The following is a 13,922-nucleotide window of genomic DNA, read 5'->3' on the forward strand; positions in this document are numbered from 1 at the left end:
GACATCAAAGCCAACATGGCTACCAAGCAGGAGCTTGAAGACATCAAAGCCAACATGGCTACCAAGCAGGAGCTTGAGGACATCAAAGCCAACATGGCTACCAAGCAGGAGCTTGAGGACATCAAAGCCAACATGGCTACCAAACAGGAGCTTGAGGACGTAAAGAACAACCTAATGAAAGAATTAGATCATGTCAAAGCCAATATGGTCACGAAGCAAGAGTTTGTTTTCGTCCAACAAGCAGTGCTTGAAACAAATGAAATCGTTAAGAAAATAGAACAAAACATGGAAAAGCACGAACGGATTTTAGATCTTCTTTCTAGGCGTTCGATTGAACAAGAAGCGGCAATTTCCAGCATTCGTCTTATTAAGGCACCATAAGCAAGGAGAGAGCATCCCTCCCTACCTTTCTTAGGTGTGGCCGCCTTTTATAGTAAGGAAGAAACGTCTCCATCGGAATGCGCTTGGCGATTTCGTAAACTACATGAGCCATATGATCCAATGGAATGATATCGCTTGGCAACGTGAGGTGATCCACGGTACACTCTTCAAAAATATGATGATGTGTCATAAAAGAATCGCTCCTTTTTCGGTGATAGTGGTTTATGGTGACTCTATTCTGCCAGAAAACGAACGATTCTCTTCTATATTTCGTGTAAAAACGGGCTAATCCCAAAACGCATTCGCGTTTTGGGTCAGCCCGTTTTTGTTATTCTTCCTCCGCCAAATTCGCCACCGGCAGCTCTTCCCCTTCGCCGTGAGTTGGTTTGCGCAAATGGAACATCGCTTTGATGGCAAAGACAAGCAAGGCGGCGACGCCGATCAAAAAGATCGTATCCGGAACAAAGCGGACAAGCAGCAAGTTTTGTACGACGTCTTGTTGCAAGAACGAAGGCGAACGGGACGCCCAATAGCCGTGTTCAAACGCTTCTTTGATTTGCAGCACCCCAACCGGGAGAAGCGTGATGAGAACCATGCCAGCCAGGCCGATGTTCAGCATCCAGCAAGAGAATTTCAGCCATTTGTCGTTCCATGCTTCCGGTTTGACGATGTTGCGCAGCGAATAAAGGAGCACGGCGATCGCAAACATGCCATACACGCCCATCATCGCCGCATGGCCGTGGGTCGGCGTTAAAAACTGCCCGTGTTCAAAGTAGCTGACCGCCGGCAAGTTGATGAGGAAACCGAACACGCCAGCGCCGACCAAATTCCAAATGGCGGTTGAAATCAAGAACCAGAATGTGGCCTTGTACGGGAAGTTGACCCCGCCGTCGCGCATCATTTTGTACTGCTCATACGCTTCCAAAATAAGGAGCGTGAGCGGAATCACTTCGAGCGCCGAGAACACCGCGCCAAGGGCGATCCAAATTTCCGGTGAACCGTTGTAGTAATAGTGGTGACCGATGCCGATGACACCGCTGCCTAGTAAAATCGTAAATTGAAAATAGAGAGCCCGGACCGTCGATTTTTTCGTTACGAGCCGCAATTGAACGAGCAAGAACCCGATGACAACAACGGCGAACACTTCAAAAATGCCTTCCACCCACAAGTGGATGATCCACCAGCGCCAGAAGTCAGCCATCGTAAAGTTCGTATCCGGCTCGATAAAGAACGCGAAGATGTAAAAGAACGGAACGGCGATGGCCGAATAAAACAGCAAGTGGATGAGCCCGCCTTTGTCGCTTTCTTGCTTCAGCCCGCGTTTGACGCCGCGGAAGACGATGACCAGCCAAAGCAGCATGCCGACGACTAGAATAATTTGCCAAACGCGGCCTAGCTCAATGTATTCCCAACCTTGGTGGCCAAACAGGAACCATTCGTTTCCTAAATAGCCGTTGACGCCGAGCCATTGGCCGATCATGCTGCCGGCGACAAGGACGACAAGCGCCCAAAAAAGCAGATCGACGAGCAGCCCTTGCTTTTTCGGCTCTTGCCCGCCGACAAGCGGGGCGATAAAAATCCCCATGCCAAGCCAAGCGGTGGCAATCCAAAAAATCGCCAGCTGCAAATGATACCCTTTGGCGATGTTAAACGGCAATAGGTCATGGATCCATTTGATGCCAAAGAAGCTGTCCGGTTCCGTATAGTAGTGGGCGAGCAGCGCCCCGAACATCGTTTGGACGAAAAAGAGCGCCGATACAACGACGAAATATTTGCCCGCTTTCACTTGCGACGGAGTCAGCGGCTGCCGCCGCAAATCGATGACTGGAAACTTCCCTTCTGCATACGCTTCTTGCATGCTTAACTGATAGCGGTGGAACACATACAAAATGATCCCGATGAACAAAATCAAAATCGTGACGCTCGCGCCGCTCCACCATACCGCGGAAAACGACATCGTATTGCCGGCGTCCTCATAGTACGGCCAGTTGTTCGTATAGGTGATGTGGTCGCCAAGTCTTGGCGTGCTTGACAGCCAAGCGGTCCAGAAGAAAAAGTCGGCAATTTGCTTGATTTGGTCGCCGTCCGCGACCCAAGCACGGCCTGATTTTGGCATGTCGCTTTCTTTGATCAATCCTTTTTTCAATCCCCAACCATCGCCATTGGTGAACACGTCGCGGTAATAGTCGCGCACTTTTTCCAACCCGTATACTTGCGCATCTGTCAGGACGAGAACATCCGTAACCGGGTTGTAGCGATTTTTTCGCATTTCCTTGATGACTTGTTCGCGGATGATCGTTTTCTCATCGGCGGTTAAATCGGCAAACGGTTTGTGATACCGCTCTTTTGCTTTGTAATCTTGCATGCCTTCCGTATAAATTTTCAACGCTTCCGCCGTATAGTCCGGCCCCATATACGACCCATGCCCAAGCACGGTTCCGTAATCCATCAGCCCGTATTTTTGGAAGACGGCCTGCCCGCCGATGATCGTTTCTTTCGTCATCAACACTTGGCCGTCTTCACTGCGCACTTCCTTCGGCCTCGGCGCCATTTCTTTAAAAATCCAATATCCGCCGACAAGCAGGACGGTAAAGCTGATCACAATAGTGAAAATGAGAATCGATTTGAGAAAACTGTTGGTCGTTTGCCGCCCCGGCCGCATGTTGGGGCGAACGGATCGATGAACTTCCATATGAGCCAACCTCCTTCTCGTTTGTTCGCCCCCATTGTAGCGCGCTGATCGTTCGGCGGTTTGTGAGCCGGGGCAAATGTCCGTTATGATTTATATCACAGCTTTATGGCGTGAGAATGTATACAATGAAGGCAGAAAAGGCCAAACGGCGCGGATGTTCAAAAAGAGAAAAGCATCGATGCTCTGTTGACAGCCGCCACACTTTTGTCACATTTCCAAAGGAGAGAACGCCATGGCGAACCATTGGATGAAAGACCGCTTAAAAGCTGTTCCGTTGTTTCGTGAACTGTCCGATTACGAGCTTGATTCGCTGGTTGCCATTTCCCACGTGCGCGTTTACAAGCCGCGGACGTTTGTCTTTATGCAAGGCGACCCGCTCGAGCGAGTCTATTTCATTCATTCCGGCACGGTAAAAATTTATAAAACGGACTTCAGCGGGAAAGAACAAATCGTTTCGATTTTGCAGACGGGAGAAATGTTTCCGCATGCCGGCTTTTTCTTAAAAGGCACCTATCCGGCCCACGCCGAAGTGGTCGAGGAAGCGACATTGATCGCGATCCCGATCCACGATTTCGAACAAGTGCTGATGGCGAGCCCTGAACTTTGCATAAAACTGTTTCGCGTCATGGGCGAAAAAATCGTTGATTTGCAAAACCGGCTCGAAGCGCAAGTGCTCCATAATACGTACGAACAAATCGTGTTGCTTTTGTTGCGGCTGACGCGCACGAACGCCGTCAAACAAGGGAAGTGGCACCGCCTCACCGCCCATGTGACAAACCGCGAGCTGGCCAACATGATCGGCACCGCCCGGGAAACGGTGAGCCGCACGTTGAGCCAACTGAAACGGAAAGGGCTGGTTGACGTCGACGAACACGGCTTTTATTTGATTGACCGCGAAGGGCTCGAACAAGAAATCTTTTTCTAACTCCTTTTTCCCCATCGTCCGGCACCGGTCGGGATGCGCAATGGAGCTGATGGGGTTTCCTTTCAAACATTTCGGCAAGCCCATCTTTCTGGAACATGCTATTCCGCCCTTTCAAACGAAAACGAAACCTTTTTTCCAAAGTGGAATATGTCATGTTTCGGCCGAAAGATGTGAGCTATATCACAACATTCCACAGTGAAAATGATTATCATGATAGTCAAAAAGGAGGGAAAGCGCATGGGTGTGACGATTGAACTCGATGTACGCGAAGATTTGCGGCAAAAGCGGGAACCGTTTGAAAAAATTATGAACGCCATCAAGCCGCTGCAGCCGGGCGATACGTTCATTTTACACGCCCCGTTCAAGCCGCTGCCGTTGTTTCCGATTATGAAAGCGAAAGGATTTACGTACGAGGCCGAACAAATCGAGAAAAAACATTGGAGAGTAACGTTTGTCAAACAGGGGGGATGACCGATGATCCTCGATAACCGCGGACTCGAGCCGCCGCAGCCAATGATGCGGACGCTCGCTGCCCTCGCTAAGCTGAATCCTGGGGAGACGCTGACGATCATTAACGATCGCCGCCCGATGTTTTTGTACGAGCAGCTTGACGAGCTTGGCTACCGGCACGAGACGGTCGCACGCGAAGACGGCAGTTTTGAAATCCGCATTACGAAAGGATGAGCAACGTGTTTCCTACTCGCACGGGGACGGAAACAGACGTCCGTCTTCCGTTCTCGTTTATCATGTTCGCCGTGTTGGCGTTCGCCGCGTCGCAGCTTATGTTGCTTGGAGCGATTCCCTCACTTAGCAGCGGCGCGTTCCGGCTGCCGTTCGTGTGGGCGGCGGCCCACCTGGCGTTGCTTGGCTTTGCATTGATGACGGCCATGGGGGCGATGTACCAGCTCGTTCCGGTCGCCTTTTTGACGCCGATTTGGAGCGAGCGGCTCGGTTTTTGGCAGTTTGCGATCACCGCTCTCGGCATCGTCGCCTTTGCCGCCAGTTTAGCGTTTACGCCAAACCAGGCGTTTCTCCCTGGCTTGCTTCTGCTGTTCGGCATCGTGCTGTTTGTCTGGCAAATGGCGATGACATTAAAACAACAAAAAAACAAAACGATCATGACGCTGTTTGTCGCGACTTCCTTGTTGTTTTTGCTGCTGACGGGCGCCGCCGGAGGGCTGCTTGCCTTTCACTTTTTCGCCGCCACAGGCGCCAACAGTCATGAAACGGTGTTCGGCTTGCATGTGCTGTTCGGGCTGTGCGGCTGGTTCACACTGCTCATCATAGGCTTTTCGTACAAAATGGCGCCGATGTTCTCGCTCGCCCACGGCTTTTCGCTGCGGCCGGCGCGTTACGTCTATGCGCTGTACATCAGCGGGATTGCTGTGGCGTTCGCCAGCTTATTCTTGCGAAGCCACGCATGGCTTGCAGCCGGTGCAGCCTTGCTCATGAGCGGATTCGTTGTTTTCGCCTGGCATATCCGCGCCATTTTGCAAAAGCGGATGAAAAAAACGCTTGACCGCCCGTTCCGCTTTTCGCTTTCGGCCATCGTCATCGGCCTTGTGCTGCACGTTGCCGCCTTTGTCGCCATCGTCGTCGGCAGCGGACGGCTGCTTGGCATCATTGTTTATCTATTCATTGTCGGCTGGATTCTCTTCAGCATCGTCGGCTATTTGTTCAAAATCGTGCCGTTTTTATGGTGGACGCATCGCTACAGCGAAAAAGTCGGCCAACAAAACGTGCCGACGTTAAAACAAATGATGAATGAGCGAGCCGTCACCGTCCAATGCCGCCTATGGCTCATCGCCCTCGCGCTGGCGGCCGTTGCGCTTGCTGTCGCGAGCGTGCCGCTGTTCGCCATCACTCAAGTGCTGTTGGCTGGATTAAGCGTTGCCTTTGCCGGAACGATTTTAACGGTCTTCCGAAAATAAGCGAATGAGGAGGAAAAGAACGATGGATGTCCGCGAACTTGCCATTCAACAGCTGAAAACGGTCCTTGATCCGGAGCTCGGCATTAACGTCGTCGATTTAGGGTTGATTTATGACTTAAAAATCGAAGATGGGCATATCAATGTCCTGATGACGCTCACGACCCCCGGCTGCCCGCTTCACGACTCGATCGCCGGCGGCGTCAAACGGGCGCTTGAGCACATTGACGGCATCCGTGACGTGCGCGTCCAAGTGACATGGAACCCGCCATGGACGCCGGAGCGAATGAGCGAAGAAGCGCTCCGGCAGCTTGGGCATTTTTCTTGAAACACTCCACTTTTTCCATCCCCTTTTCGCCGTTCGCCCGTGTTGGGCGGGCGGTTGTTTCATTGTTCTGCAACTGCTGAACACTCCCCGCCCTTTATTTTTGTATCATAATAGAAAAAACGAGAGCCATCGCTTGGCTATTTAAAGGAAAAACGAATCGAGGCCGCGAATCATATACCAAGAGGTGAGAGCGATGTTTGCCAAAATCGACGAGCTGAAACAACGGTTGGATGCGTTGCGCCCTTTGCCTCCAGGGTTGGTGAAAAACTTGCGGGAATCATTTCGGATCGAATGGACGTACCATTCGAACGCCATCGAAGGCAATACGTTAACCTTGCTGGAAACAAAGCTAGTCATAGAAGAAGGGATTACCATTGGCGGGAAACGGCTTAAGGAACATTTGGAAGCTATTAACCATGCGGAGGCGATTGACTTTATTGAAGAGTTAGTCGCAAACAAAGAACATTTGACTGAGCACGTGTTGAAACAGGTCCATTATTTAGTATTAAAGAGCATTGACAATGAAAATGCCGGGAAATATCGAACATACAATGTGCGCATTTCCGGCAGCTCGTACACCCCCCCTCACTTTTTGCATATACAAGATGAAATGAATCAATTGTTTTCTTGGTATGAAACGAATCAACATGCTCTTCATCCAATCGAACTGGCGGCTCGTTTCCATTTTCAGCTCGTATACATTCATCCATTTGCTGACGGAAACGGACGAACCGCCCGCTTAATGATGAATTTCATTTTAATGCAGCATGGCTATCCGCCCGCTATTGTGAAAGCAAACCCGGAACAGCGCCGGAAGTATTACGAAGCGTTGGAAAAAGCGAGCGTCAAAGGTGAGGTCACTCCGTTCATTCAACTGATCGCCGCATGTGTCGAAGAAAGCTTGCGCCATTACTTGTACGCTTTAGGGATGGAGGATTAACAACAGAGCGCAAACAAAACGACACGGAACAACGGGCATTTCCGTGTCGTTTGTTTTTCTCCTCCATGAGACCCGCCTCCGGTTGGCGTTTGATCGGCTATTCAAGCAACACGTTCCACAACCATGCCATCAAAGGAACGATGACAAAAAAGGCGAAGGCGATGTATCCGACATATCGAATCCACCGGGGAAATCCTCGCCAATCGAGGGCTTCCCGCTTCATCGCCCCTCCCGCGGCGATCCGATCCAACTCTTCGGCCGGCGAAAACACCCGGTCATCCATCCGTTGAATCTCTTCTGTCCGTTGCGTTTCATGCCTCTCTTCTTTTCGAGATCCCTTCATGACGCCCCTCTTCCCCACGATTTTCATGAACAGACCAAAACGATGGTTCCATCCAACAGCCGCTATCCCCAAACATTCAACCTAATCAGCTGTGATGTTTTCCTCTTCATTATACCGTCTCTCATCGTCAGAAAGCACCCATATTTTCCACGCATTTCATGAGAGAGGACAAATGCACTTCTTCTAAGTTGGACGATGTATCTCGCTGCCCGCAGCCCCGTCTCATTCCTTCACCCGCAATAGGCGCATGCTGTTGAGTGTCACTAGCAGCGTCGCGCCCATATCGGCGAACACCGCGAGCCAAAGGGTGAGCCAGCCCGGGACGGCGGCCACGAGTGCCAGCACTTTAAGCCCTAAGGCGACGGCGATGTTTTGCCGGATGACGGCAAGCGTTCGGCGCCCAAGGTGGACGGTGTACGGCAGCTGGCGCAAATCGTCGGCCATGAGCACAACATCGGCTGTTTCCAAGGCGGCATCCGTTCCCGCCCCGCCCATCGCCACACCAATATCGGCCGCGGCCAAGGCAGGGGCGTCATTCACCCCGTCGCCGACCATGGCGGTCATGCCGCAACGTTCTTTCAGCTCGCGGATCGCCGCCAGCTTCTGTTCCGGAAGGAGCTCGGCGCGAATATCGGATACGCCCGCTTGACGGCCGATGGCCTGTGCGGTTTGCTCGTGGTCGCCCGTCACCATCACCACTTCCGCCACCCCAAGGCGCCGCAGCGCGGCAACCGTTTCCGGGGCGGACGGCCGCAGTTGATCGGCCGCGGCGACAAGCCCCAACAGCCGATCGGCCGTGCCGACGGCCATCACGGTTTTTCCTTCGTCCCGAAAGGCAGAGATTTGCTTTTCCGCTTCATCGGGCAACTTCCCGATCCAACTGGTAAACAAAGCGGGGCTGCCGATATAGTACGTGTTCCCCGCAATCACCGCCTTCACTCCTTGGCCGGTGAGCGATTGAAACTCCTCGACGGCCACATCAAGAAACGGTGCTCCCTCTTCTTCCGCTTTGCGGACGATGGCAGAAGCCAAAGGGTGCTGCGACCGTTTTTCGATGGCGGCGGCGATGGCCAACAGCTGCTCACGTGTTCCTTCATACACGACGACATCGGTCACGGCTGGTTTCCCTTTCGTCAACGTCCCGGTTTTATCAAAGGCAACGGCACGCAGCCGGCCGATTTGTTCGAGATGCACGCCGCCTTTGATGAGCACGCCGCGCCGAGCCGCGTTTCCGATGGCCGTCACAATCGCCACCGGGGTGGAGATGACGAGCGCGCACGGGCAGCCGATGACAAGAACGGCAAGACCGCGGTAAATCCAATCAAGCCACTCCCCGCCCATCACGAGCGGCGGAACGATGGCGATCAGAAGCGCGGTCACGATAATAAACGGCGTATAATAGCGAGCAAACCGGTCGACGAACGCTTGCGACGGCGCCCGCTCCGCTTGCGCCTCTTCTACAAGATCAATCATTTTCGCCAATGTCGTTTCATCCGCCCGCTTTGTCACTTCAACTTCGAGGAATCCTTCTCCATTCAGCGTCCCGGCAAACACTGCATCCCCCACTGCTTTTTCCACCGGCAGACTTTCACCGGTGATCGCCGCTTCATTCACTGTGGAGGCGCCGCTTATGACAATGCCGTCCAAAGCGATTTTTCCACCCGGCTTGACGATCATGACATCCCCGACGCGAACGTCTTCGACCGGAACGGTCACCTCCTCCGCACCGCGCCGAATCGTCGCTGCAGCGGGCGCCATCTCCATCAACGAGGCGATCGACCGCCGTGCTCGATCCATCGAGTAGCTCTCGAGCGCTTCGCTGATGGCAAATAAAATGACAACGACTGCTCCCTCTTGCCATTCGCCGATCGCCGCCGCACCGAGAATAGCGATCGTCATTAATGTTTTCATATCAAACTGCCAGCGGGCCAGATTCCGGAGCCCCGTCCAGAACAGGGAGTAGCCGCCGATCACGATCGCCGCCAAATACATCGCAATCGCCAGCATCCCCTTGTCCGCCGCATCGGCCGCAATGCCAATCAGAAGCAATACAGCAGAGACAAGGACGTTCCTGTTCTCTTTCTTCTTCCAAAACGGCTCCCGCCGGATGGTGCGCTCGCGTTCTTCACGAATTTTCAGGCGTTCAAACGCTCCCGCTTGTTCAAGCTCATCAATCGTCGCCTCGCCCCAAACGGTGAGCTTGGCGGCGCCGAAATTCACTTTCGCCTCTTTCACGCCGGGCAAGGATTTCACGTTTTGCTCAAACTTAGCTGCGCAGTTTGTGCACGTCAGTCCTTGCACGCGGTATGTTTTGGCCTCGAGCCGATCTAATGTTTGTTCATTCCCCACGGCCGTCCCCCTCTTTCCGATGGGCGAGCGCGACAAGCAGCAGCTCGCGAATATGGTCGTCATCCAGTGAATAAAAGGCGAGTTTTCCCTCTTTCCGATATTTCACGATGCCTTGTTTGTACAAGATGCGCAAATGATGCGATGTCGTCGCCACCGTCGCACCAATGACGTTCGCTAGGTCACAGACGCACAACTCCTCTTCACCGCAAAGCGCATACACGATCTTCGCCCGATTTTCGTCGGCAAGCGCCTTGAAAAACGGCACGATCGCGGCAATGTTTTCATCACGAAGCCGCCGCTGAACCCGCTCGACCTTCTCTTCGTCATAACAGTAAACGTCGCACACATCATGACGGTGCATTCCTTCTCGCTCCTTGTCAATATTCAAATATTCGTTTGAATATAGAATAGCATATCTCCCCCTTATATTCAAATATTCATTTGAATAAAAAATGTGTTCAAACGAAAAATCCGCCTTTTTTGTTTTTAAAAGGCGGATTCCCTCTTGTGAAGCACGCTTTAGCTGACCACAAACATGTTCGTTTCCTCATTGCCGATTTTGCTTACACATGCTCGCGAAACCAGCGCACCGTCTCCAAAAACGCTTCACGCGTCACTTTATGGCCGGCGTGCGGGTCAGCGATGAATTGCAGCCGGTCTTCGTTTCCTTCATAAAGTGGTTTAATTTGCTTGTAAAACTCATATGTATAAGCATACGGGACGATTTGGTCGGCTTTCCCGTGCCAGATGAACAGCGGCCGGCCGTCGAGTTTTTCCGGCTGCTTGGATAAATCGTAGCGGGCGAGCTTTTCTTTTTCGAGCGCAAGCAGCGTCGGCGGCAGCGGAATGTCGATTTGGCGCCGCTTTCCTTCTTCAATCATCTCATCAAAAAAGGCGCTGTAGTTCGGGCAGCCCATGAGCGCCACCGCCGCCCTCACCCACGGATAGACGGCGAGCGCGCCGAACGTGACGATTCCGCCCATCGATGTCCCAGCGAGCCCAATCCGTTCTCGGTCAGCCAGCCCGCGGCTTACAAGGTCGTTTTTCATCTCCTCGATTTCGGTGATCGTGCGCACAACAATGTCCCAAAACGACAGCTGCAATTTCCGTTCGCTCAAGCCTTCGTCCCGTTCACCGTGAAACAGCGCGTCGGGAAGCACAGCGCGGTAGCCCGCCTCGGCGAGCAAGTAGCCGAAATGCAAATTATGTTCTTTGGCGCTCGTAAAGCCGTGGATAAAGAAAATCAGCGGCAGCCGTTCGTCCCGCTTTTCCGGCTTGACAACGTGAAGAACCGGCACGCCGGCCAACTGTTCCTGTTCAATGATCACCATGGTTGCACAAACCCCTTTTCTTTTTCCATCGCTGTATAGTTTACCATATGGACAGCGATTTTGGAAAAGAGTTACACTATGTAGTGTAAAGAATAACGAGGGCAAAGGAGTCGGACATGAAGCCGTATTTAATCGCGTTGGATTTGGATGGAACGTTGCTCAAAGGGGATAAAACGATTTCTCCATTTACCAAAGACGTCATCCGCCGCGCCATCGACGCCGGCCATTTTGTTGTCATCGCCACCGGCCGCCCGTACCGGGCAAGCTCCATGTACTACGAAGAACTTGGCCTTGCAACGCCGATCGTCAATTTCAACGGCGCGTTTGTCCACCATCCGCGCCAGCCGTCGTGGGGCATGCACCATTACCCGCTGCCGCTTGCGATCGTCAAAGACATTGTTGAAATCAGCGAATCCTATGGAATCAAGAATATGATGGCCGAAGTGTTAGACGATGTCTATTTCCACCAACATGACGAGGTGTTGCTTGACATCGTCCGCCTTGGCAACCCGACCGTGGAAATCGGTGATTTGCGCCGCTCGCTCGGCAAAGATCCGACGAGCGTGCTCGTGTACACGGACGATGATCATATCGAGCGGATTCAATCACACTTAGCGAATGTATACGCCAACGTCATCCACCAACGGCGCTGGAGCGAACCGTGGCATGTCATTGAAATCATCCGCCATGGCGTCCATAAGGCTGCAGGCTTAAAACAAGTCGCCGACTATTTTGGCATCCCAAGGGAGCGCGTCATTGCTTTTGGCGATGAAGACAACGACCTCGAGATGATCGACTGGGCCGGTCTCGGTGTTGCGATGGGCAACGCCATCGAACCGTTGAAAACCATTGCCGACGATGTGGCAAAAACCAATGAAGAAGACGGCGTCGGTGTATATTTGCAGGATTTGCTTCGTTTGTAGTTTCCATCGCGGCGGCTTCCGAGCCGCCTTTTTTGGCGCCGTCGATTAAGATGGATGAAAAAGCGCGTTTCTCCAAAATGTTCATGAACAGAAAAAAGAACTGTTTCGATGCTGCTCCGTTGGCGAACGCTTTGCTGGAGCGTTTTCCGCGTTCCATCACCAGCCTTATCTGCTTCCTACAATCTAAACGCTGGCTGATGCTTCTCTTTTCGCCTTGCTCCAACCGCCTCGCCGCTTTGTAGAGCGACTTGTGTTGTAACGAATTTCCTTACTACTGTTCCCCCCGTGCGGTTACACTATACGTGACGCAACGCGCGTCTTCATATTTTAAAGGGGGAATCCGTCATGGGCAAACGAAACAAATCGAAGCGTTTCGTCCAACAAAGCGTCGATGCGGTTGAACGGCATGACAAGCGAATCCCTTATCATTTAACGTACGCCGAGGCGGAAGCGCGCAAAGCGGAAAAAGCGATGGAAACGTCGCTTGGAGGAGCGTAGCGATGGGCAACCGCCTGTTCCAAGAGGCGCGCAAAGCGGTCGCGCAGGCCAAACAAGCGGCTAACGGCGAAATCGACATGAACGTCGACCGCGCCATTGCCATCGCCAAAAACGCCTTGTCATCTGCCTATGCGCATTCCAACACGGCGGAAAAAGCGCAGTTGCGTCAATTTCAAGCCGAGCTTGATGAGCTCACCCACTAAACGGCTGCGGTTTCCCGCAGCTGTTTCTTTCGCCCGCTCGAGATTTTCCATTGTATTCCGTCCGAAAAACCGCTACACTAAGAGAAGATAATGAATCGCTGTTCACCGGCCAAAATCGTCCGTTCATTCGATGCGGCTATACTATATTCATTTTTGTTCACAAAAAGGGGGACGAACCATGCCCATTCAAATCATCACCGACAGCGGAGCCGATTTGCCGCAGTCGTACATCCGCGAGCATCAAATCGCCTTTTTGCCGCTTGTCGTTCATTGGAACGGCCAAGATTACGAAGACGGCATCACGATCGAGCCGAAGCAAGTATATGACGCCATGCGCCAAGGGCATACGGTGAAAACGGCACAGCCAAGCCCGCTGGCGATGAAGGAACTGTTTTTGCCATACGCCAAAGAAAACCGGCCATGCCTTTACATCGCCTTTTCATCGAAATTATCCGGTACATACCAAACAGCGATGGCCGTGCGCAGCGAACTGCTTGGTGAATATCCGGAATTTCGCCTGACAATCATCGACTCGAAATGCGCCTCTCTTGGCCAAGGGCTCGCCGTCATGAAAGCGGTCGAGCTGGCGAAACAAAACACACCGTACAACTTGCTTTGTGAAACGATCGAGGCGTATTGCCGCCATATGGAACACATTTTCACCGTTGACAACTTGGACTACCTCGCGCGCGGCGGCCGCATCAGCAAAACCGCCGCGGCGTTCGGAGGTTTGCTCAACATCAAACCGCTTCTCCATGTCGAAGACGGGGCGCTTATTCCGCTTGAAAAACTGCGCGGGCGGAAAAAAGTGTTGAAACGCATGGTCGAGTTGATGGGCGAGCGCGGCAACGATCTGCAAAAGCAAACGATCGGCATCAGCCATGCCGATGACGAAGAAACCGCCTTGGAGCTGAAACAAATGATCGAAGAAACGCACGGCTGCACGCACTTTTTCCTCTCCGACATCGGCAGCGCCATCGGCGCACACGCCGGACCGGGGACGATTGCCCTCTTTTTTCTGAACAAATATATTGAGATCTGACGCCTTTCCCGCCGGACAAAACACGGGCGCCTGCACAAC

At 52.7% G+C, this 13,922-nt stretch carries 16 protein-coding genes and 1 pseudogene; 12 read left to right on the top strand and 5 right to left on the bottom strand.

What is annotated here, in order from left to right; all coding sequences use genetic code 11:
- Positions 1–381, top strand: a pseudogene (locus T260_RS130475) (hypothetical protein); the annotation flags it as partial.
- Positions 382–709: 328 nt separating this feature from the next.
- Here the strand turns inward: T260_RS130475 and T260_RS130465 are convergent.
- Complete coding sequence (locus tag T260_RS130465; protein ID WP_031212676.1) at positions 710–3,073, bottom strand: nitric-oxide reductase large subunit; 2,364 nt, start codon at positions 3,071–3,073, stop codon at positions 710–712.
- Positions 3,074–3,305: 232 nt separating this feature from the next.
- Here T260_RS130465 and T260_RS130460 point away from each other — a divergent pair, with 232 nt between their 5' ends.
- The 6 genes from T260_RS130460 (at position 3,306) to T260_RS130435 (ending at position 7,194) form a co-directional block, all read left to right on the top strand.
- Positions 3,306–3,998 (top strand): Crp/Fnr family transcriptional regulator, encoded by a 693-nt coding sequence (locus T260_RS130460; protein WP_023633922.1) that lies wholly within the window; start codon positions 3,306–3,308, stop codon positions 3,996–3,998.
- 237 nt (positions 3,999–4,235) lie between these two features.
- Complete coding sequence (locus T260_RS130455) at positions 4,236–4,469, top strand: DUF2249 domain-containing protein (RefSeq protein ID WP_014195085.1); 234 nt, start codon at positions 4,236–4,238, stop codon at positions 4,467–4,469.
- Between the two features lie 3 nt (positions 4,470–4,472).
- Positions 4,473–4,682 carry a DUF2249 domain-containing protein gene (locus T260_RS130450; protein ID WP_013146125.1) on the top strand — a complete coding sequence of 70 codons (210 nt, stop codon included), beginning with the start codon at positions 4,473–4,475 and terminating at the stop codon, positions 4,680–4,682.
- Entirely contained in the window at positions 4,679–5,929 is a 1,251-nt protein-coding gene (locus T260_RS130445; protein WP_020279206.1) for a membrane protein, read from the top strand. Before T260_RS130450 ends, T260_RS130445 begins: the two co-directional genes overlap by 4 nt.
- Positions 5,930–5,951: 22 nt before the next feature.
- Positions 5,952–6,254: a metal-sulfur cluster assembly factor gene (locus T260_RS130440; protein ID WP_011230255.1), complete on the top strand. Its 303-nt coding sequence runs from the start codon at positions 5,952–5,954 to the stop codon at positions 6,252–6,254.
- Between the two features lie 193 nt (positions 6,255–6,447).
- On the top strand, positions 6,448–7,194 hold the full coding sequence (locus tag T260_RS130435) for a Fic family protein (RefSeq protein WP_011230254.1): 747 nt from the start codon (positions 6,448–6,450) through the stop codon (positions 7,192–7,194).
- A 97-nt stretch (positions 7,195–7,291) separates the two neighbouring features.
- Here T260_RS130435 and T260_RS130430 read toward each other — a convergent pair whose 3' ends face one another.
- The 4 genes from T260_RS130430 to T260_RS130415 form a co-directional block, all read right to left on the bottom strand.
- Positions 7,292–7,537, bottom strand: coding sequence for a hypothetical protein (locus T260_RS130430; protein ID WP_011230253.1), 246 nt, complete (start codon positions 7,535–7,537; stop codon positions 7,292–7,294).
- Between the two features lie 222 nt (positions 7,538–7,759).
- A complete protein-coding gene (locus T260_RS130425) occupies positions 7,760–9,886 on the bottom strand; it encodes a heavy metal translocating P-type ATPase (RefSeq protein WP_011230252.1) in 2,127 nt (708 codons plus the stop codon).
- Positions 9,876–10,247 carry an ArsR/SmtB family transcription factor gene (locus T260_RS130420; RefSeq protein ID WP_011230251.1) on the bottom strand — a complete coding sequence of 124 codons (372 nt, stop codon included), beginning with the start codon at positions 10,245–10,247 and terminating at the stop codon, positions 9,876–9,878. Before T260_RS130420 ends, T260_RS130425 begins: the two co-directional genes overlap by 11 nt.
- A 202-nt stretch (positions 10,248–10,449) precedes the next feature.
- Complete coding sequence (locus tag T260_RS130415; RefSeq protein WP_023633923.1) at positions 10,450–11,217, bottom strand: alpha/beta fold hydrolase; 768 nt, start codon at positions 11,215–11,217, stop codon at positions 10,450–10,452.
- A 116-nt stretch (positions 11,218–11,333) separates the two neighbouring features.
- Here T260_RS130415 and T260_RS130410 point away from each other — a divergent pair, with 116 nt between their 5' ends.
- From T260_RS130410 to T260_RS130400, 5 genes are all read left to right on the top strand, one after another.
- The gene (locus T260_RS130410; protein WP_023633924.1) at positions 11,334–12,140 is read left to right on the top strand and encodes a Cof-type HAD-IIB family hydrolase; all 807 of its coding nucleotides are present in this window, start codon (positions 11,334–11,336) and stop codon (positions 12,138–12,140) included.
- Between the two features lie 50 nt (positions 12,141–12,190).
- A complete protein-coding gene (locus T260_RS1000000140255) occupies positions 12,191–12,382 on the top strand; it encodes a hypothetical protein (RefSeq protein WP_128082656.1) in 192 nt (63 codons plus the stop codon).
- Positions 12,383–12,485: 103 nt separating this feature from the next.
- Positions 12,486–12,638: a hypothetical protein gene (locus T260_RS1000000139940; RefSeq protein ID WP_011230248.1), complete on the top strand. Its 153-nt coding sequence runs from the start codon at positions 12,486–12,488 to the stop codon at positions 12,636–12,638.
- 2 nt (positions 12,639–12,640) lie between these two features.
- Positions 12,641–12,841, top strand: a complete 201-nt coding sequence (locus tag T260_RS130405; protein ID WP_014195081.1) for a DUF3813 domain-containing protein — start codon at positions 12,641–12,643, stop codon at positions 12,839–12,841.
- A 178-nt stretch (positions 12,842–13,019) separates the two neighbouring features.
- Entirely contained in the window at positions 13,020–13,883 is an 864-nt protein-coding gene (locus T260_RS130400) for a DegV family protein (RefSeq protein ID WP_023633925.1), read from the top strand.
- The last annotated feature ends 39 nt before the right edge of the window (positions 13,884–13,922 follow it).

The sequence above is a fragment of the Geobacillus thermopakistaniensis genome, assembly GCF_000498995.1.
GTDB classification, from domain to species: domain Bacteria; phylum Bacillota; class Bacilli; order Bacillales; family Anoxybacillaceae; genus Geobacillus; species Geobacillus thermoleovorans.